The 18735-nt window shown below is 68.8% G+C and carries 18 protein-coding genes; 9 read left to right on the top strand and 9 right to left on the bottom strand.

Annotated features, from left to right (window positions below; all coding sequences use genetic code 11):
* Positions 1 to 38 precede the first annotated feature (38 nt).
* The 5 genes from ABZ382_RS14985 (at position 39) to ugpC (ending at position 5440) form a co-directional block, all read left to right on the top strand.
* Positions 39 to 944 carry a L,D-transpeptidase gene (locus ABZ382_RS14985; protein WP_357088580.1) on the top strand — a complete coding sequence of 302 codons (906 nt, stop codon included), beginning with the start codon at positions 39 to 41 and terminating at the stop codon, positions 942 to 944.
* Between the two features lie 252 nt (positions 945 to 1196).
* A complete protein-coding gene (locus ABZ382_RS14980) occupies positions 1197 to 2126 on the top strand; it encodes a sugar ABC transporter permease (protein WP_357088578.1) in 930 nt (309 codons plus the stop codon).
* Between the two features lie 68 nt (positions 2127 to 2194).
* Positions 2195 to 2986, top strand: a complete 792-nt coding sequence (locus ABZ382_RS14975; RefSeq protein WP_357088804.1) for a carbohydrate ABC transporter permease — start codon at positions 2195 to 2197, stop codon at positions 2984 to 2986.
* Positions 2987 to 3005: 19 nt separating this feature from the next.
* Positions 3006 to 4334, top strand: coding sequence for an ABC transporter substrate-binding protein (locus tag ABZ382_RS14970; protein WP_357088576.1), 1329 nt, complete (start codon positions 3006 to 3008; stop codon positions 4332 to 4334).
* Between the two features lie 26 nt (positions 4335 to 4360).
* Positions 4361 to 5440 carry a sn-glycerol-3-phosphate ABC transporter ATP-binding protein UgpC gene (gene ugpC / locus ABZ382_RS14965; protein WP_357088573.1) on the top strand — a complete coding sequence of 360 codons (1080 nt, stop codon included), beginning with the start codon at positions 4361 to 4363 and terminating at the stop codon, positions 5438 to 5440.
* 66 nt (positions 5441 to 5506) lie between these two features.
* Here ugpC and ABZ382_RS14960 read toward each other — a convergent pair whose 3' ends face one another.
* From ABZ382_RS14960 to ABZ382_RS14950, 3 genes are all read right to left on the bottom strand, one after another.
* Complete coding sequence (locus ABZ382_RS14960) at positions 5507 to 7489, bottom strand: M13-type metalloendopeptidase (protein WP_357088571.1); 1983 nt, start codon at positions 7487 to 7489, stop codon at positions 5507 to 5509.
* 87 nt (positions 7490 to 7576) lie between these two features.
* A complete protein-coding gene (locus ABZ382_RS14955) occupies positions 7577 to 7978 on the bottom strand; it encodes a DUF397 domain-containing protein (RefSeq protein ID WP_357088569.1) in 402 nt (133 codons plus the stop codon).
* Positions 7979 to 8009: 31 nt separating this feature from the next.
* Positions 8010 to 8861 carry a helix-turn-helix transcriptional regulator gene (locus tag ABZ382_RS14950; protein WP_357088566.1) on the bottom strand — a complete coding sequence of 284 codons (852 nt, stop codon included), beginning with the start codon at positions 8859 to 8861 and terminating at the stop codon, positions 8010 to 8012.
* Positions 8862 to 8951: 90 nt separating this feature from the next.
* Here ABZ382_RS14950 and ABZ382_RS14945 point away from each other — a divergent pair, with 90 nt between their 5' ends.
* A complete protein-coding gene (locus ABZ382_RS14945) occupies positions 8952 to 9464 on the top strand; it encodes a hypothetical protein (protein WP_357088565.1) in 513 nt (170 codons plus the stop codon).
* Here ABZ382_RS14945 and ABZ382_RS14940 read toward each other — a convergent pair.
* Both ABZ382_RS14940 and ABZ382_RS14935 read right to left on the bottom strand, forming a co-directional pair.
* The gene (locus ABZ382_RS14940; RefSeq protein WP_357088562.1) at positions 9442 to 9975 is read right to left on the bottom strand and encodes a DUF4190 domain-containing protein; all 534 of its coding nucleotides are present in this window, start codon (positions 9973 to 9975) and stop codon (positions 9442 to 9444) included. The two genes, ABZ382_RS14945 and ABZ382_RS14940, sit on opposite strands and share 23 nt — an antisense overlap.
* 9 nt (positions 9976 to 9984) lie before the next feature.
* Complete coding sequence (locus ABZ382_RS14935) at positions 9985 to 10758, bottom strand: pirin family protein (RefSeq protein ID WP_357088559.1); 774 nt, start codon at positions 10756 to 10758, stop codon at positions 9985 to 9987.
* 281 nt (positions 10759 to 11039) lie between these two features.
* On the opposite strand from ABZ382_RS14935, the gene ABZ382_RS14930 reads away from it, so the two are divergent.
* The 3 genes from ABZ382_RS14930 (at position 11040) to ABZ382_RS14920 (ending at position 14585) form a co-directional block, all read left to right on the top strand.
* Positions 11040 to 11510: an NUDIX domain-containing protein gene (locus ABZ382_RS14930; protein ID WP_357088557.1), complete on the top strand. Its 471-nt coding sequence runs from the start codon at positions 11040 to 11042 to the stop codon at positions 11508 to 11510.
* Positions 11507 to 12862: a hypothetical protein gene (locus tag ABZ382_RS14925; RefSeq protein ID WP_357088555.1), complete on the top strand. Its 1356-nt coding sequence runs from the start codon at positions 11507 to 11509 to the stop codon at positions 12860 to 12862. Before ABZ382_RS14930 ends, ABZ382_RS14925 begins: the two co-directional genes overlap by 4 nt.
* A gap of 79 nt (positions 12863 to 12941) precedes the next feature.
* Complete coding sequence (locus ABZ382_RS14920) at positions 12942 to 14585, top strand: DUF4185 domain-containing protein (protein ID WP_357088552.1); 1644 nt, start codon at positions 12942 to 12944, stop codon at positions 14583 to 14585.
* Positions 14586 to 14607: 22 nt separating this feature from the next.
* Here ABZ382_RS14920 and ABZ382_RS14915 read toward each other — a convergent pair whose 3' ends face one another.
* The 4 genes from ABZ382_RS14915 to ABZ382_RS14900 form a co-directional block, all read right to left on the bottom strand.
* On the bottom strand, positions 14608 to 15471 hold the full coding sequence (locus ABZ382_RS14915) for a biotin-dependent carboxyltransferase family protein (protein WP_357088550.1): 864 nt from the start codon (positions 15469 to 15471) through the stop codon (positions 14608 to 14610).
* Positions 15472 to 15474: 3 nt separating this feature from the next.
* Entirely contained in the window at positions 15475 to 16212 is a 738-nt protein-coding gene (locus ABZ382_RS14910) for an allophanate hydrolase subunit 1 (RefSeq protein ID WP_357088548.1), read from the bottom strand.
* A gap of 16 nt (positions 16213 to 16228) precedes the next feature.
* On the bottom strand, positions 16229 to 16981 hold the full coding sequence (locus ABZ382_RS14905; protein ID WP_357088546.1) for a 5-oxoprolinase subunit PxpA: 753 nt from the start codon (positions 16979 to 16981) through the stop codon (positions 16229 to 16231).
* 130 nt (positions 16982 to 17111) lie between these two features.
* Positions 17112 to 18731, bottom strand: a complete 1620-nt coding sequence (locus ABZ382_RS14900) for a DUF885 domain-containing protein (protein ID WP_357088544.1) — start codon at positions 18729 to 18731, stop codon at positions 17112 to 17114.
* Between the last annotated feature and the right edge of the window lie 4 nt (positions 18732 to 18735).

The raw sequence follows: 18735 nt of genomic DNA, 5'->3' as shown, positions 1-18735 counted from the left end.
GTTCTGCGTGAAGAACAAAGATCTGAGAGGACCAAGCTGTGCGCCATACCCGGTATCGAAAGACGGGACTGATCGCCCTTGCCGCCATCGCGGCAACCGGAGCAGTGGTGGCAGCACCCGCCTCAGCGACTCCGCTATGGCCGGGCGGCCCGGACGTCCCGGGCACCCCCTCCGCGGTCATGCCGCAGCCCGAGCCGGGCTCGCTGCCGACCGATCCGAACGCCAAGGCGCCGATTCCGCCCGCCAACTTCACGGCCCCGAACATCAGCCCCGGCGACGGTGACGTGGTCGGCGTGGCCATGCCGGTCATCATCAACTTCAAGGACCCGGTCGGCGACCACGCCGCCGCCGAGAAGTCGATCCGCATCACCTCCACCAACAAGGTGAACGGCCACTTCTACTGGATGGGCGACAAGCAGGTCCGCTGGCGGCCCGAGAACTTCTGGCCCGCCGGCTCCAAGGTGACCGTGCAGGCCGGCGGCACCGACGTGGCCTACACGATCGGCGACGAGTTCATCACCACCGCCGACGACACCACCCACATGATCACCGTGACCCGCAACGGCGAGGTCGTGAAGACCATGCCGACCTCCATGGGCAAGAAGGGTCACGAGACCCCGAACGGGACCTACATCGTCAGCGAGAAGAACCGCAAGATGATCATGGACTCGTCCACCTACGGCGTGCCGACCACCGCGCCCGAGGGCTACAAGCTCGAGGTCGAATACGCGACCCGCATGTCCAACAGCGGCATCTTCGTGCACGCCGCCCCGTGGAGCGTGGCGCAGCAGGGCGTCTCCAACGCCTCGCACGGCTGCCTGAACGTCTCCACCGAGGACGCAAAGTGGTTCCAGGAGAACGTGCAGAAGGGCGACCCGGTCATCGTGCAGAACACCGCCGGCGGCACCCTGAACACCGGCGACGGCTGGGGCGACTGGAACTGATGCGGCACTGAGCCGCTCACTCACAGCGAGGGTCCCGCTCGATCGGAGCGGGACCCTCGCTTGTTTTCTGTTGGCTAACCGTTCATTCGGTTTTGGTCTCGAAACATCTTGGGCGGTCGTACGATTCGCCCCATGTCCGCGCCCCTAGATGGTGTGAGCGGTGAACAGTCGGTGGCGGAGACCGACCGACAGTTCAGCGAGCTACCATCCGGAATTAACCAGACAGTTGCCATCGGCCGTAAAGCTGCGCGGGTGCGATCTTGGCCCGAACGAGTACTCCCGACGCCCCCCGGGCGCGGGTGGCGAAACAGACCCTGGCGGGACTACGCCCTCTTCACCGTTCTGGTCGCGCCCAACCTGATCCTGTTGGGGCTGTTCGTCTATCGGCCGCTGATCGACAACGTGCGACTGTCCTTCACCGACTGGAACATCTCCGCGACCACCCTGAACTGGGTCGGATTCGACAACTACACCGAATGGTTCGGGCGCGACGACACCTGGCAGATCGTCGGCAATACCGTCGTGTTCACCGTCGCCGCGGTGCTCGGCAGCATGATCCTGGGCCTGGCCCTCGCGCTGCTGCTGGACCGCAAACTGGTCGGACGCAATGTGGTTCGATCCGCCATCTTCGCGCCGTACGTGATCTCCGGCGCGGCCATCGGCGTGGGCTTCCAGTTCATCTTCGACCCCGGCTTCGGCCTGATCCCGGACCTGCTGCAGCGGATGGGAATCCACTCACCCGACTTCGCGCAGGACCCGCACTGGGCGCTGTTCATGATCACGGTCACCTACATCTGGAAGAACCTGGGCTACAGCTTCGTCATCTATCTGGCGGCGCTGCAAGGGGTTCGGGCCGACCTGATGGAGGCCGCCGAGATCGACGGCGCGAGCCGCTGGACCACTTTCACCCGGGTGTTGCTGCCGCAGCTGCGGCCCACCACCTACTTCCTGTCGATCACGGTGCTGCTCAACTCGTTGCAGGTCTTCGACCTCATCAATGTGATGACGCGCGGCGGGCCCATCGGCACCGGCACCACCACCATGATCTACCAGGTCTATCGCGAATCCTGGGTGAACCAGCGGGCGGGCTACGGCGCGGCCGTCGCCACCATCATGTTCCTGGTGCTGCTGATCGTGACATTGATCCAGGTGCGCGTCATGGACCGAGGGGACGAGAAGTGAAGCGGCTGAACCTACTGCGCGCATTCAACGATCGGGAGCTGTGGGCCAAGGTGTTCGGCTACGCCGCCATGGTGTGCGTGCTGATCATCATCGGCGTCCCGCTGTACTACATCCTCACCCGCTCGTTCATGGCGCACGCGGAGGTCTACTCCCAGCCGGTCAGCTACTGGCCGAAACAGTGGCTGGCCTCCAACTACCACGACGCCACCACCACGCTGCCGTTCTGGCAGTTCCTGCGCAACTCCATCATCGTGACCAGCATCGTGTCCGCGGTGAAGTTCGTGCTCGGCGTGCTCAGCGCCTACGGACTGGTGTTCCTGCGCTTCCCCGGCAAGAACATCGTGTTCCTGGTGATCATCGCGGCGCTCATGGTGCCCAACCAGATCACCATCATCTCCAACTACGCGCTCATCGCGCAGCTGGGCTGGCGGAACACCTTCCAGGGCATCATCGTTCCGCTCTGCGGCGTCGCCTTCGGCACCTTCCTCATGCGCAACCACTTCCTGTCGCTGCCCTCCGAGGTGATCGAGGCGGCGCGGATGGACGGCGCGGGCTGGTGGCGGCTGCTCACCCGGGTGGTGCTGCCCATGTCCGGGCCCACCATGGTGGCGTTCGCGGTGGTCACCCTGGTCAACGAGTGGAACGAATACCTGTGGCCGTTCCTGATGGCCGACGACGCGCGGGTCGCCACCCTGCCGGTCGGCCTGACCCTGCTGCAGAACACCGAGAACCCCAGCGTCACCAACTGGGGACCCGTCATGGCCGGGGTCATCCTGACCATGCTCCCCATCCTCATCGTCTTCCTGGTGCTCCAGCGCCAGATGATCAAGGGCCTCACCTCCGGTGCGGTCAAGGGTTAAGTCCCAGAAGGAGATCCCCGTGTCCGAATCACGATTTCCCGCGCTCTCGCGTCGCGGCTTCCTCGGCCTGGCCGGTGCGGCCGCCGGCGCCGCGGCCCTGACCGCGTGCGCCGGGTCCGGTGGCGGCGGCACCCAGGGCGGCGACTCGAAGACCATCACCTTCTGGTCCAACCACCCGGGCACCTCCAAGGACCAGGAAACCGAGCTGATCAACCGGTTCCAGGCCAAGTACCCGGACCTGAAGGTCAACCTGGTCGACGCGGGCAAGAACTACGAGGAGGTCGCGACCAAGTTCAATGCCGCGCTCTCCGGCGGCGAACTGCCCGACGTGGTCATCCTGTCCGACGTGTGGTGGTTCAACTACGCGCTCAACGGCACCATCGAGCCGCTGGACAGCCACTTCGCCAGCGCCGGGGTGAACGTGTCCGACTATGTGGACACCTTCATCGGCGACTACAAGTTCAACGGCAAGACCTGGGCGCTGCCCTACTCGCGCTCGACGCAGATCTTCTACTACAACAAGGACGTCTGGGCCAAGGCCGGACTGCCCGACCGCACCCCGAACAGCTGGGACGAATTCGACGAGTGGGGCCCCAAGATCCAGGGCGTGCTCGGCGGCGACAAGTGGGCGCACGGCTGGGGTGACGCGAAGAACTACCTGGCCTGGACCTTCCAGGGCCCGTGCTGGACCTTCGGCGGCGCGTACTCCGACGAGTGGAAGCTGAAGTTCACCGACCCGGCCACCATCAAGGCCGGCCAGTACCTGCGCGACTCCATCAACACCAAGAAGTACGCCAGCATCCGGCCCACCTACGCGGTCGACTTCGGCAACGGCATCATCGCCTCCGCCATCGGTTCCACCGGCGACCTCAAGAGCATCAAGACCAACTCCGCGGGCAAGACCGAATTCGGCACCGGCTTCCTGCCGCACCCGAACGGGGCGGGCGCCACCACCGGTGGTGCGGGCCTGGCGATTCCGTCGCGCATCAGCGACGCCCGCAAGGAGAACGCGCTGAAGTTCATCGACTTCATCACCAACGCGGCCAACACCTCCTACTTCTCGCAGGCCACCGGCTACATTCCGGTGCGCAAGTCGGCGCAGCAGGATCCGAGCATGGCGGACTTCCTGTCCAAGAACCCGAACTTCAAGACCGCCATCGACCAGCTGCCGCTGACCAAGCCGCAGAACTACGCCCGCGTGTTCGTGCCGGGCGGCGACCAGATCATCGGCACCGGGCTCGAGCAGATCGGCCTGCAGAACCGGGATGTCGCAGCCGCTTTCGGCGATATCGGCAACCAGCTGCAGACCATCATCGACCGGCAGATCACGCCCAAGCTGCCCAAGTAAGAACCGAGCGAGGAGACCCGCCCGCCATGGCGACTGTGCAGTTCGAGGGTGTTTCCCTCACCTATCCGGGTGCGCCCGGCCCCGCGGTCGACGACCTGAACCTGGAGATCGCCGACGGCGAATTCCTGGTGCTGGTCGGGCCTTCGGGCTGCGGCAAGTCCACCAGTCTGCGCATGCTGGCGGGTCTCGAAGCGGTGACCGCCGGGCGGCTGCGCATCGGCGGCCTGGACGTCACCGGCCTGCCGCCGCGCTCGCGCGACGTGGCCATGGTGTTCCAGAGCTACGCGCTCTATCCGAACATGACCGTGGCCGACAATATGGGATTCGCGCTGCGCAATGCCGGAATGAGCAAGGCCGACACCCTGGTTCGGGTCAAGGAGGCCGCGGCCATGCTGGAGCTCGAGGAGCTCCTGGACCGCAAACCCGCGCGGCTGTCCGGCGGCCAGCGGCAGCGCGTCGCCATGGGCCGGGCCATCGTGCGGCGACCGCAGGTGTTCTGCATGGACGAACCGCTGTCGAATCTCGATGCGAAACTGCGGGTCTCGACCCGCTCGCAGATCGCCGCGCTGCAGAAACGGCTCGGCACCACCACCGTCTACGTCACCCACGACCAGGTCGAGGCCATGACCATGGGACACCGGGTGGCGGTGATGAAGGACGGGAAGCTGCAGCAGGTCGCCGCGCCGCGGGAACTCTACGACGACCCAGTCAACACCTTCGTCGCCGGATTCATCGGATCGCCCGGCATGAACCTGCTCACCGCGCCCGTGCGCGAGGGCGCGGCCGTGCTGAACGATCTGCGAATCCCGCTGCCGCACAGCGTCGACGGCGCGAGCGTCATCATCGGCATCCGGCCGGAATCGTGGGAGGTCATCACCGACGCCGGCGATGCGCTCGCGGTCGAGGTGGAGCTGCTCGAGGAGCTGGGCTCGGAGTCGTTCGTCTACTCGCACGGCGTGGCCGACGAATGGTCCAGCCGTTCGGGCCGGGTAGTGGCGCGCGTCGACCGGCGCTTCCAGGTCGCGCTCGGCGACCGGCTCTACCTCACGCCCAAGCAGGACGAACTGTTCTTCTTCGACGCCGCAACCGAAGAGCGCCTGCGCTGATCCACCACTCCCTCGCCTCGAGCCCCACCCGTCAGGACGGGGCTCGAGGTGTTCGGAGGTGAGTGATCACCAGATCTTCACGCGCTCCGCGGGATCCAGGTAGAGCGCATCGCCGGGAGTGACCTCGAAGGCTTCGTGGAAGCTGTCGAGGTTGCGGACGACGCCATTGCAACGGAACTCCGGCGGAGAGTGCGGATCGACCGCGAGACGGCGAATCGCCTCCTCCGAGCGAGCCTTGGTGCGCCACACCTGCGCCCAGCCGAAGAACACGCGCTGCAGGCCGGTCAGCTGGTCGAGGACGGGGGAGTCCTGACCCTCGATGGCGATCTTGTACGCCTCCAGCGCGATCGAGAGACCGCCCAGATCGCCGATGTTCTCACCGATGGTGAACTCGCCGTTGACCGTGTGGTCGTCGGACAGGTCCTTGGGCGAGAAGGTGTTGTACTGGGCGATCAGCGCCTTGGTGCGCTTGCCGAACTCGGTGCGGTCCGACTCGGTCCACCAGTCGATCATGTTGCCGTCGCCGTCGTACTTCGAACCCTGATCGTCGAAGCCGTGGCCGATCTCGTGGCCGATGACCGCGCCGATCCCGCCGTAGTTGGCGGCGTCGTCGGCGTTCATGTCGAAGAACGGGGGCTGCAGGATCGCGGCCGGGAAGACGATCTCGTTCATACCCGGGTTGTAGTAGGCGTTCACCGTCTGCGGGGTCATGAACCACTCACCGCGATCCACCGGGCCGCCCAGCTTGTTCAGATCCCGGTCGTGCTCGGCGGCGTACCCGCTGCGGTAGTTGCCCACCACGTCGGCGGGATCCACGGTGACGGCGGCGTAGTCGCGCCACTCCTCCGGGTAGCCGATCTTGGGGGTGAACTTCTCCAGCTTGGCCAGCGCGGCCTGCCGGGTGTCGGGGCCCATCCACTCCAGCTGGGAGATATTGCGGCGGTAGGCCTCCTGCAGGTTCTCCACCAGCTCGACCATGCGGGCCTTGGCCGCGGGCGGGAAGTGCCGGGCCACATAGAGTTTGCCGACCGCCTCGCCGAGCAGGTCCTGCACCAGGGAGACGCCGCGCTTCCAGCGTTCCCGGTTCTCCTGCGCGCCGGTCAGGGTGCGGCCGTAGAAGTCGAAGCTCTCCTCGACCAGGGCCTCGGTCAGGTACGGGGCGCGGGCCTTCACGACTCGCCAGGCGGCCCAGCCCTTCCAGTCCTCCAGCGACTCCGACGCCCAGGTCTGGGCGAAGGTGCGCACGTAATCGGGCTGGCGCACCACCAGTTCCGCGAACAGCTCCCCGCCCGGGCGGTCCAGGCCGGCGGCGAGCGCGGAAGTCCAGGCGGTCCAGTCGAATTCCGGGTTCTCCGCGGCCAGGTCCGCGAAAGTCACCAGGTTGTAGCTCAATTCGGCGTCGCGACGGCGCACCACGTCCCAATGGCCCGCGGCCAGCTTGGCTTCCAGGTCGAAGACCCGCTGCGCGTCGTAGTCCAGGCCCGCCAGCTCGAACATGCGGCGCATGTGGGCGACGTACTTCGCGCGGATCTCCGCGTATTCGTCCTTGTGGTAGTACGACTCGTCGGGCAGGCCGATGCCGGACTGGGTGGCGTGCACCAGGTAGCGGGTGGAGTTCTTGTCGTCGGTGTCGACGTAGAAGGCCAGCGCGCCGCCGACTCCGGTGCGCTGCAGGCGGCCGATGAGGGCGGCGAACTCCGCACGGTCGGCGACCGCGGCGACGGCGGCCAGCTCCTCGGCGATCGGGGTCAGGCCCGCGGCCTCGATGACCTCGGCGGCCATGAAGCTGTTGTACAGATCGCCGATCTTGCGTTCTTCGGAGCCGGGCGCGGCGTCGGCGGCCGAGGCGTCCTGGATGATCTGCTGCACATCCAGTTCGGCCTGGTCGTAGAGCGTGCGGAAGGCACCGTCGACCGCCCGGTCGGCCGGTATTTCATAGGTGTCGAGCCATTTGCCGTTGACGTGCGCGAACAGGTCGTCCTGCACCCGCACGTCCGCGTCACGGAAGGACAGGTCGATACCGGAGGGAGGCGTCAGCTGCGAAGTCACGATCCCCAGTATGCCCACTTGGCGGGCATCCGGGCGGGGTGTGTGAACTTCGCACCCATTGCGTTCACGATGGGTGAACGCACCGATTCAGGCGCCGACCGGCACCCGGTCGAATTCCCCGTCCCGGGCCCCGTCGACGAAAGCGCGCCATTCGCCGGGGGTGTACACCAGGGTGATCGGTCCGTGCGTGAGTGAGGTGTGGCCGTCCGCACCGGTCTCCGCGATGAGCTCTGTGCGGTGGACGCCGAGCGCGGTGCGGTGGATATGGCGGCCCAGCACGGCGGCCAGGAATGTCATCCATTCGGCCGCGGTGACGGTGATGATGGGCTCGTCGTCAGGGCGATGTTCCGGATTGCGCCGGTACTTGCTGTCGCGGATGAGCACCGCATCACCGTCGAATCGAACCTCCACGCACTGATTTCCGTTATTGGTACGAGTCGACGTGAACCAGCCGCTGGATTCCGGCTGATACTTTGCGGTGGTAAGCATGGGCAGCATTTTACCGTTACGCATGCGTCTCCTACCCTTGCGAATAGCGTTTGATGAGCTCCAAAGATTCTGCGCGACCGAGGGATTGGTCGAGTGCACGCACAAATGCGAACCGCAGATCGCGAATCTGATCCGGATCCTCCACGGCCCCACCGAAAACCGCGCTCTCCACCCAGGTGAACGTGGGCAGACTTTCGGAAGCGAAATCCAGCAGATGGAAACTCGAGCCACCCAGCATCGCGCCGCCTGTCGCGGTGAACGGAATCACCCGCACCGAAATGGAATCCAGTTCGTCCAGCAGTGTTGCCAGATGTTCGAGTTGGCCGCGCAATACTTTCGGGCCGCCGATCTGCTGCAACAGGGTGGCTTCGCCGATCACCGCGGTGAGCTCCACCCGGTCGTCGCCGCGCAGTCGTTCCTGTCGTTTCAGCCGCACCGCCACCAGCTGTTCCACCTGCACCGGGCGGATCATGACGTCGGCGCTGATCAGCGCCCTCGCGTATTCCTCGGTCTGGAGCAGGCCCGGCACCACCAGGCTGTCGTAGCTGAGGATGCTCTCCGCGCCCAGCTCCATGCCGTAATACCGTTGCAGCTCAGGCCCGATCAGCGCCGAGGACTTGGCCCACCAGCCGCGCTCCTTGCTGAGCAGCAGCAGCTCCAGCAGTTCGTCGCGCTCCTCGCCCTCCACCTCCAGCAGCGCCAGCACCGGGCCGATGGTGGTCGTGGTGAGGACGCGGCGACCCTTCTCCACATGCGACCAGTTGGCCGCGGTGAAGCCGACGCGCTTGGCGAACGTCGCCGAATCGAAGCCGCGCTGCTCGCGTAATTCACGCAGCCGCAGGACCAGCTCCCACCGGGCGACGGTAGGCGAGACGGGTGCCATGGCGACCGATGCTACGCCGCGAAACTCGCTGGCGTGTGACTATTGTCATAGTGATTGCGCGGGCTTACTGTCGGTAGCAGGAGGTTCGCCATGAGCGCGCTGGACCCGTCGTCGTACACCGCCACCCAGGAAGCTCTGGCCCGGTGCAGACGCTACCGCAAGGACCACGGGCTGTACGGCGTGGTGGATTCGACGCTGGGCCGAATTATGTTGGAGGTCGGGGCCGTCGGCGCCGTGACCATGCCCGCCGAGCTGGGCCGCAGGGTCCGCGACCAGCTCACCGCGCGCGAGCGGCGCGGTCCGGTCATCGCCCATCCGCGCTCCGGCCGCTGGACCTTCCTCACCGGCCCCAGCGACGACTCGTATCTCGACATCGCGCTGTTCTCGGATCTGTTCCGCGATTGCGCATCCGTTGCGCAGCCCGGCAGCACCATCGTGCTGCCCTCACCCACCGACGAGCACACCGCCTACCGCACCTGGATTCACCCGCCGGAAGGGGACTTTCGCCCGGAACTGTCGGAAGTACTGGCCGCCGTACGCGAATGCCACCCGGGGGCAGCCGGATCCAGCACCGGCGGCGTCAGCGCGTCGGAACCGGTGTGAGCGTCACGCTGAACTTGTCCTCCAGCCGCTGATTGAATTCGCGCTGGCACTGATCGACCTTGGCCTGATCGCCATTGGCGTCGCGGACACAATCCAGGAAGTCGGTGGCGCCGGTGTCCTTGAACACCGTCCACACCAGCACGCCGATCACCGCGCCGCCGATCAGGCTGATCACACCCATGATCGCGCCCGTCAACGCCATCCCGAAGCCGCCGGCCGCCCCGCGCCGCGCCTTCATCACCGCGATCAGGCCCAGCACGATGGCCACCACGCCGCAGATCAGGCCGACGATGGTGAACAGGACGGTCCAGAACGTCAGCAGACCGATGATGCCGAACACCAGGGCGGTGATCGCCATGCCCTTGCGCTGCGGCGACTCCTGCCAGTACTGCCCACCGCCCGGCGGCGGATAGTTGCCCGGCGGCGGGTACGCGCCCGGCGGGTAGTTCCCCGGCTGCCCCTGCGGCGGCGGGTACTGACCGTACTGGTCCGGCGGCGGGTACTGGTTCATAGGCCGATGCTATTGCCCGCCGAGCCGGGCATGCATTTCCCACACCAGGATCTCCGACGGCAGGTTGGCCGTGACCCGCTGGCCGCCGCTGCGGGCCAGCCGGACCGCGTCACCCTCGTACAGGGTTCCCGCGCCCTCCATCTCCACCTCGCCGCGTGCGACGAAAACGTGCAGGTAGGGGGCCTCGGGTAGGCGGACCTCGGCGCCCTCACCAGGCATCCGGGCCACGTGCATGGCGGAATGACTGCTGGCGATGGCGATGGCCGTGCGGTCGCGGTAGCGGGGCAGGCCCGAGGCCACCGTGACCAGGTCGCCGCTCGCGAGTTCGGCGTCGATCTCCAGCTGCTGGTAGCCGGGGGTCAGACCGGAGTCGTCGGGCACCACCCACATCTGCACGAAATGCACCGGCTCCTGGTGTTCGGGCGCATTGCTGAGCCGCCAGGAGTCGTTCTTCTCGGAGTGCAGGATGCCGGTGCCGGCGCTCATCCGCTGGGCCAGGCCCGGGTAGATGACGCCGTTGTGGCCCAGGGAATCCTGATGCACCAGGCTGCCGCTGAGCACCCAGGTGACGATCTCCATGTCCCGGTGCGGATGGGTCTCGAACCCCTCACCCGGCAGGACGATGTCCTCGTTGTTGACCAGCAGCAGGCCGTGATGGGTGTTGTCGGGATCGTAGTGTTCTCCGAAGGAGAAAGAATGCTTCGAATCCAGCCACGCCACACGGGTTTTCATGCGGTCGCCGCCACGATGGATATCGATGTGTGGTGTCGTGAGGGTGGACACCGCCGTACTCCTCTCACCGGCGAGCACCGATCGGATTCCAGGGTAGGGGCCGATACAGCGGCCCAACTTGAATTCCGGGTTAAATTCTAGCGTGCGGGCAGCGCTGCCCCACCTGCCGCCGACCAGGTACTACGCTTCCGGCAATCGGCCCGGGCAAATGCCCGGCGATTGTCCGGGCGCCCGGTCGCCGCGTTCCCGGATCCCGCCCCGACCGTCAGCGGGTTTCGGTCGGCGACCGTATCATGATGTGCCGCAAGCGAAACGGGAGGGAGAGCAGGGGGATGCGACCCGAGGTACTCGCGGGCATCGAGCGCGAACTCCGGCAGCAGGCCGAGAGCGAGGGGATCGCTCATTTCGTCATGGGCGTGGCCGTCTTCCGGGACGGCAAACTCCTGGTCGTACGGCGTGTCGAGGAAGGCTCGCACGCGGGGATGTGGGAACTGCCGGGCGGCGGCGTGGAATCGGGGGAGACCTTCGCCGACTGCGTGGCCCGCGAGCTGTTCGAGGAGACCGGGCTGCGGGTCGTGAACATCACCGACGTGCTGGGCGGCTTCGACTACGCCACCCGCACCAAGTCGCGGGTCCGCAAATACAGCTTCGTGGTCGAGGCCGAACCCGGCGAGATCCGGCTCGACCCGCTCGAGCACGACCGCTACCAGTGGATCGATTCCGACACCGTCGACAACCTGCCCATGGCCGATGACATGCGCGCCGCCGTGTTCGCCCTGGTGACCACCCACCCGTCCCGGTGACCGCGCCCCCGCCCGCCGAGCCGCGCACCCGGCTCGCCGCGGTGACGGCCGCGCTGCGCGAGAACCCGGGCACGCTGCGCCTGACCCTGGTCCGGCTCACCGGGCAGTTCGGCGACGGCATGTTCCAGGCCGCGCTGTCAGGCGCGATCCTGTTCAACCCCGAGCGGCAGACCGATCCGCTGGCCATCGCCGGGGGCTTCGCCGCGCTGCTGCTGCCGTATTCGATCATCGGGCCGTTCGCGGGCGCGCTGCTCGACCGCTGGGACCGCCGCCGGGTGCTGCTGTACGCCAACCTGCTGCGCGCGGTGCTCATCCTGGCGACCGCGGCCGGGCTGCTGGCCGGGATCCGGGCCACGCCGCTCCTGCTGGGCGCACTGGCCGTGGTCGGCGTGAGCCGCTTCGTCGGCGCGGGCGTGTCCGCGTCGCTGCCCAAGGTGCTGTCCCAGCGCTGGCTGGTCCCGATGAACTCGGTGCTGGCGACGGTGGCGTCCGGGTGCGCGATTCTCGGCGCGGGCCTGGGGTTCTCGCTCATCGGGCTGATCGGGGCCGGTGACTTCGCGTCCGCGGTGGCGACCGCCGCCAGCGCCTCGGGCTCGATCGTGAGCGGGCTGGTGGTGGCCGGATTCCGGCCCCGGGCACTGGGTCCCGACCGGGACGGGCCCACCGGCGACACCGCGGGCGGGCTCGCCACCGTCCGGGCCATCATGGCCGGACTGCGCCGGGGCACCACCGCGGCCTGGGGGTCGCGGGACGTGACCACCGCCTTCCTCGGGATCGGCGCGCATCGCATCGTGTTCGGCGCGGACACCCTGCTCATGGTGCTGGCGCTGCGCCGCGGCGACGAGTCCGCGGTCGGCACCCACCTCGCCAAGTTCAGCGCGGCCATCACCGCGACCGGGGCGGGACTGGTGACCGCGGCCGTGGTGGCCCCCTTCCTGATCCCGCGGCTGGGCCGCCCGCGCACGGTGGTGAGCTGCCTGGTGGCCGCGATCATCGTGCAGCTGACCCTGGTCACGCCGATCACCGTCGCCACCGGCGAGACCGAGCGGCGGGCCGAACTGCTGCTGCTCGCGGCGGCCTTCCTGCTCGGGCTGGCCGGGCAGGTGATCAAGCTGACCGGCGACGCGGCCATGCAGATCGAGATCGACGACACCCACCGCGGCCAGGTGTTCGCGCTGCAGGACACGGTCTTCAACATCACCTTCGTGCTGGCGCTGGCCGGCACCGCGCTGCTGATCCCGGCCGACGGGCGCTCCCCCGCGGTGGTGGTGGCCGCGGCCGCCGTCTACGCCTGCGGAATCGTCGCAATCGGGGCGAATTCCCGCCGACGGACCGGTCCGTCCGCGGCATAGGTATCGGCTCGATCACACCGGCCCGGCGACACGCGGCAGCGCTCTTTCGGATACGGCCGGGCCCGATACCGTGGATTCAATGACTGCGCGGCGCTCCGAAGCACCTGCGGCACTGGCACTCTCCAGCCTGGCGATGGCCGGGGTCATGATGCTGCCCGGCGTGCCCGCCACCGCGAACGCCCTGGCGCCCTGGGCCCCGCCGCCGCTGAACGCCTGCGGCGAAACGGGATTCGATCCGCTGGCCCGGGAACCGAATCCGGACCTCCCGCCGCCGCCACCCCCGCCGGTGGACACCACCATCCACATCCAGCTCCCGGTCCCGAAGTTCACGCCGGTCCCGATCCCCGGACCCCGGCAGAACAACACCCGCATCGACCCGGCGCCACTGCCCGCGGACCCGTGCACCAACCCGTGCCCGGACATTCGCACCGACCAGAGCCCCCGGCCCGAGAACCTCCCACCCGAGACCGAGCCCGCCGAGCCGGGCGACGACGAGGACGCCACCGGCGAGCCGCCCGCCACCGAGCCGGCGCCCGAACCCGCGGCCCCGCCGTCGGCCGACAGCGGATCGGGCGGAATCCCGTTGCCGCGGCTCCAGATCGATCAGGTCCCCGAGACCATCCCGATCCCGATCCCCGGCCGGGAGCCTCCCGAACCGCAGCCGCAGCCCGCACCGGCCGTGCCGTCGCTGGCGCCCGCGCCGGTCGCCGCGCCCGTCGCCCCCGTCGCACTCGACGAACTCGAGCTGGTGAACCAGGTGACCGGGCACGGCTCCAGCAACCGCACCGACATGCGCTGGTCGGTGGACGGCACCGACCTCGGCTTGATGTGGGAGACCGAGCCCGGGCGGGTCGCCGTCGTGTTCGGCGACACCTTCGGCAAGGGCTGGGAGCCGGTCGGGGCGGGCAACGGCGACCAGGACTGGCGCAGCAACGCCATCGCCTTCAGCACCGAGCGCGACCTGTCCAAAGGCCTGGTACTGGACGCCTTCGCCCAGGACAGCCGCTGCCACGCGGCCGAGATCCTGGCCAGCCGCAAGGTCGACAACTTCGAGATCACCACCATCCCCACCTCGGGATTCGCGCTGCACGGCCGGCAGTACCTGACCTACATGTCGGTGGCGCGGTGGAGCCGCCTCAAGCCTGGCATGTGGTGGACCACGCTGGGCGGGCTGGCCTGGTCCGACGACGGCGGCGACACCTGGACCAAATCCGAATGGGCGCGCTGGGACAACGTTTTCGGACTCGGGCGGTTCCAGGTCATGGCGATGGCCCCGCACGACGGGTACGCCTACATGTTCGGCACGCCCAACGGCCGGTTCGGCACCATCGCGCTGGCCCGGGTGCCCAGCGATCAGGTGCTCAACAAGTCGGCGTACCAATACTGGATCGGCAACACCTGGGTGCCCGCGTTCGGACCCGACGAATTACTCGCCACGCCGGTGGTTTCCGGGACGGCGGGGGAGGTGTCGGTGCGGTACGACGCGTCGACACGGCGGTGGCAGATGCTGTACCTGGACCTCGACCGAGGGGCGCTGGTGCTACGCACCGCCGCCGAACCGCAGGGGACGTGGACCGATCCGGTGACGCTGGTCGACACCCGCGAATATCCCACCGCCTACGGCGGATTCATCCATCCCTGGTCGAGTGGGAACGATCTGTACTTCACCATGTCGGCGTGGAACAGCTACAACGTGTACCTCATGCACGCCAGGCTGAAGTAGCGCAACGGAATCCGTGCCGCTGTCACTCGATGCGGCGGAAGCGCAGCGGCTGCCCCGGCCGGGCCTGCGCCACCGTGTCCACGTCGGCGTCCACCACCACCGCGATCACCGGATAGCCGCCGGTGATCGGGTGATCGGCGAGGAAGACCACGGGCTGACCGCTGGGCGGCACCTGCACCGAACCCAAGGCCATACCCTCCGTGGGCAATTCACCGGCGACGCTGCGCCGCAAGGCGGGCCCGCGCCGCCGGTCCAGCCGCGCGCCGATCCGGTCGGTGTCCTGGGACACCGACCACTCGCCCGCGAAAAGCGCTGCGGCATCGGCGAACCAGTCGGCGCGCGGGCCGGGCACCGCGCGCACCGTGAGCAGGTCGTTGCCCAGCGCCGGAACCGGCGCGACGTCCACGATCGGCAGCGCGCGCGGCGGCGGGCCCACCGGCAGCAGGTCACCCGGGCGCAGGGGTTCGGGGCCGATGCCGGAGAGGGTGTCGCGGCTGCGGGAACCCAGCACCGGGGAGACCTCGATCCCGCCGCGCACCGCCACATAACTGCGCAGGCCGGTGGCGGCGAAGCCCAGCCGAAGCCGTTGGCCCTCCTCGATTTCCAGCACGCTGGCCGTGCCCATCGGACGGTCGTCGACGGTGACGGGAGCCGACGCGCCGGTCACCGCCACCGTGACATGCCGCTGGGCCAGTAGTTCCAGTCCGCCCAGCAGCACCTCGATGCCCGCCGCGCCTTCGGAGTTGCCGACCAGTCGGTTCGCCAGCCGTAGTGAGGCCCGGTCCGCGGCCCCGGCCGCACCCACCCCCGAGTCGAACCAGCCCGGCCGGCCCAGATCCTGAATGGTGGCCAGCGGCCCCACCCGATCGACCCGCAGTGCGCTCATGACTTACCTCCCCGCGTCGACGAACCGGACCGGCGTCCCCGCGCGCACGAGGGCGGGCGGATCCCGGTCCACATCCCACATCGATGAATCGGTGGTGCCGATCAACTGCCACCCGCCCGGGCTGCGGCGCGGGTAGACGGCCGAATAGCCGCCCGCCAGGGCCACCGCGCCCGCCGGGATCGCGGTCCGCGACTGGGTGCGCCGCGGCACGGTCAACCGGGCGTCGGGTGATTCCAGATAGCCGAAACCGGGCGCGAAACCCACGAAGGCGCAACGCCATACGGTCCCCGTGTGCTGGGCGACGACCTCGGCCTCGGACAAGCCGAGCAGGCGCGCGACCTCGGGCAGATCCTCGCCGTCGTAGCGGACCGGGATCACGACCGGTTCGCGTGGCGCGGCCCGCTCACCCCGATCGCCCACGACATCGTCACGACTCCAGCCGTCGAGGGCGGAACCTCGCGCCGGTGACCGCCGATCACCGGCGCCGACCCGGGCCGCCGTGTCCAGCCGGTTCAGCAAGGCCAGCAACCGCTTCCGCACCGGCTCCAGCGACCGCGGCGAATCCAGGGTCACCAGCACGGTTTCGGCGGCGGGCAGCACATCCAGCACGCCACGCGGCCGCGGCTCCAGCGCGGACACCAGCTCGGCGACCATGGCGTGCGACGGTGGAATCACCAGCAGCGCACGGTCACCCGCCGCCCGCACCTCGCCGGCGGCGTCGATCTGCCCGGGACCGGTCATGGCGCACCAGCCCCGATCAGGTGAAAGCCCGCACGGGCGTGCCGGATTCGTCGAGTGCCGCGCGGATCCGGCCCGCCATCTCGACCGCCGCCGGAGTGTCGCCGTGCACGCAGATGCTCGCCGCCGTCACCGCCACCGTGCCGCCGTCCACGGCCGCCGCCTTGCCGTCCCGCGCGATCGACAGCGCTTGCGCCACCGCCGCGTCCGCGCCGAGCACGGCGCCCGGCAGCCCGCGCGGGGCGAGCAGACCCTCCGGCGTGTAGGCACGATCGGCGAAACCCTCACCCACGAACGGCGTTCCGGCCGCCTGGGCGGCGTGCTCGAGCTCCGTGCCCGCCGGGCCCAGCAGGGCCAGAGCGGTGTCGAAGTCGCGCAGCGCCGCGACGATCGCATCGGCCAGCGCCCGGTCCGCGGCCGCCTGGTGATACAGCGCGCCATGGGGTTTCACGTAGCGGACCCGGTCCCCGGCCGCGACGGCGAAGCCCGCCAGCGCGCCGATCTGATACAGCGTCTCGTCCCGCAGGTCGGCCGGGGTGACGGCGATGGCGCGGCGGCCGAACCCGGCCAGATCGCGATGGCCCACGTGCGCGCCGATCCGGACGCCCTTCTCCACGGCCAGAGCGCAGGTACGGCGCATGATGGCCGGATCGCCCGCGTGGAAACCGCAGGCGATGTTCGCGCTGGTGACCACGTCGAGCATGGCGGCGTCATCGCCCATGGCCCAGTCGCCGAAACCCTCGCCGAGGTCGCTGTTCAGATCCAGCGTCATCCGCGTCCTCCCGCTGTCGTCGTGATCCGATTGTGGGCCCGCCCGCATCCGGCGACAAGAATGTCACGACAGAAACTGTGTCATGGATCACAGCGATGTGCGGCCGGTTCCGGCCGGGCGGGGAGCCCGGTCACGGCGTCAGCTCTCCCAGCAGGGCACCCAGGTGACGGGGCGCGGGGGAGCCGTGCGCGAGCATCGCGTCGTGCCAGTCCCGCAGGGGAGTGGCGGCGGGGCGCGCGGCGGCCAGCGCGGCCACCTCGGTGTAGCCGACGAAATAGGTGGAGAGCTGGGTGGAGGTGAGCAGGGTGCGACGCCATTTGCCGGCGGCCTCGCCCTCCTCCTGGAAGCCGCGGTCGAGCATCAGGCGCATGGCCTCCGACTCGGTCATGGCGTCGCAGTGCACCGACTGGTCCAGGATGGCGTTGATGGTCATGCGCAGGTGGGACTTCAACTGCTGCAACCGGACCGGGAGCCCACCGAAACCGGTGTCGGCCATGAGTTTCTCGGTGTAGACGGCCCAGCCCTCGATGAAGGTCCCGCTCGAGCACAATGCGCGGGCCGCGGTCGAACCGCGGAAGCGGCGGGCCCGCGCCAACTGGAGATAGTGGCCGGGCATGGCCTCGTGCACGGTCAGATTGCGCATCATGTGGTTGTTGTATTCGCGATAGAACGACGCCGCCCGCTCCGGCGACCACTCCGCCGGGGTCGGGGCGATGGCGAAGACGGTGGGGAGCTCGGCGATTTCGAGCGGACCCACCGAATCGCAGTAGGCCACCGCCACCCCGCGCGCGAATTCCGGCATCTCCTGGATCACCAGCGGATCCTCGACCAGCGACGCCAGGTCGTGCTCACGGACGAAGGCGGTGGCCTCGGCGAGTGCTTCGGTGGCCACGGCCACCACCGTGTCGTTCGACGGGCGTTCGGCCGACACCCGCTCCAGCGCGCGGCGCACGGTGTCGTCGTCGGGGTTCGCGACGCCGAGCAGTTCGCCCGCCGCCGAACGGATTTCGCCGGTCAGCTGCTCGAGATGACGGTGGGCGCGGTCCAGGATCTCCCGCGAGCCCAGTTCGGTGTCGAGCGTGTGCCAGAGTTTGGCCTCCCACAGCCGACGGCCCAGCCGCGGATCACGGTCCGCGCCGTCCATGCGACCCGCCAGCCAGGAGGTGAACTCCTGCAGCGCCGACACCGCACCGGCGGCGGCGGGCTCGATGGCGAAGCCGGGCGCCTCGGCGGCCAGCACCGGCACCTGGTCGCGCACCAGCGCGGCCACCCCGTCGAACTGGCCGATCGCGGTCCCGACATGAACGCCGGGCATGTCACCGAGCACCGCGCGCGCCGTGGCCAGCGCGTCCGGCAGCGCGGTGAGCCGGGCGCGCAGCGCCTCCAGCCGCACCTCGGCGGGCGCGAACGGCCGGGCGATCAGGTGATGCAGCAGCGGACCGGGATTGTGCACCAGCGGATTCCATTCGTGCTCGCGGATCTCGGTGAGCTCGAAGAGCAGGCCGTCGACCCGCTGCTGCAATAACGCCAGATCGACGCCGTCCTCCGGCGCGAGGTCGTCGGGATCCACCTCGGCCAGCGTGTGCGAGGCGTCGCGCAGCAGCGCGACCCGCTCGGCCACCGCGTCCGGCGACAGATCCGGCAGCCGGTCATCGGCGCGATGATCACCGACCTCGGCGGCCAGGTGCGGATCGGCGGTCAGCAGCGCATCGACGATGCGCTCGGCACGGGAGGCGAAGATCGGCGACATGGTC

It is taken from the genome of Nocardia sp. NPDC005825 (assembly GCF_040630175.1).
Taxonomy (GTDB): Bacteria; Actinomycetota; Actinomycetes; order Mycobacteriales; family Mycobacteriaceae; genus Nocardia.
Note: the sequence above shows the minus strand (reverse complement) of the source record. Positions and strands in the feature narration are given on the sequence as shown.

Bases quoted from the DNA above. Each gene is read 5' to 3' on its own strand.
- ABZ382_RS14945 (WP_357088565.1), top strand. From the start codon at position 8,952: ATGAGCGCGCTGGACCCGTCGTCGTACACCGCCACCCAGGAAGCTCTG.
- ABZ382_RS14900 (WP_357088544.1), bottom strand. From the start codon at position 18,731: ATGTCGCCGATCTTCGCCTCCCGTGCCGAGCGCATCGTCGATGCGCTG.
- ABZ382_RS14920 (WP_357088552.1), top strand. From the start codon at position 12,942: ATGACTGCGCGGCGCTCCGAAGCACCTGCGGCACTGGCACTCTCCAGC.
- ugpC (WP_357088573.1), top strand. From the start codon at position 4,361: ATGGCGACTGTGCAGTTCGAGGGTGTTTCCCTCACCTATCCGGGTGCG.
- ABZ382_RS14930 (WP_357088557.1), top strand. From the start codon at position 11,040: ATGCGACCCGAGGTACTCGCGGGCATCGAGCGCGAACTCCGGCAGCAG.
- ABZ382_RS14910 (WP_357088548.1), bottom strand. From the start codon at position 16,212: ATGACCGGTCCCGGGCAGATCGACGCCGCCGGCGAGGTGCGGGCGGCG.
- ABZ382_RS14975 (WP_357088804.1), top strand. From the start codon at position 2,195: ATGGTGTGCGTGCTGATCATCATCGGCGTCCCGCTGTACTACATCCTC.
- ABZ382_RS14940 (WP_357088562.1), bottom strand. From the start codon at position 9,975: ATGAACCAGTACCCGCCGCCGGACCAGTACGGTCAGTACCCGCCGCCG.
- ABZ382_RS14905 (WP_357088546.1), bottom strand. From the start codon at position 16,981: ATGACGCTGGATCTGAACAGCGACCTCGGCGAGGGTTTCGGCGACTGG.
- ABZ382_RS14955 (WP_357088569.1), bottom strand. From the start codon at position 7,978: ATGCTTACCACCGCAAAGTATCAGCCGGAATCCAGCGGCTGGTTCACG.
- ABZ382_RS14950 (WP_357088566.1), bottom strand. From the start codon at position 8,861: ATGGCACCCGTCTCGCCTACCGTCGCCCGGTGGGAGCTGGTCCTGCGG.
- ABZ382_RS14915 (WP_357088550.1), bottom strand. From the start codon at position 15,471: ATGAGCGCACTGCGGGTCGATCGGGTGGGGCCGCTGGCCACCATTCAG.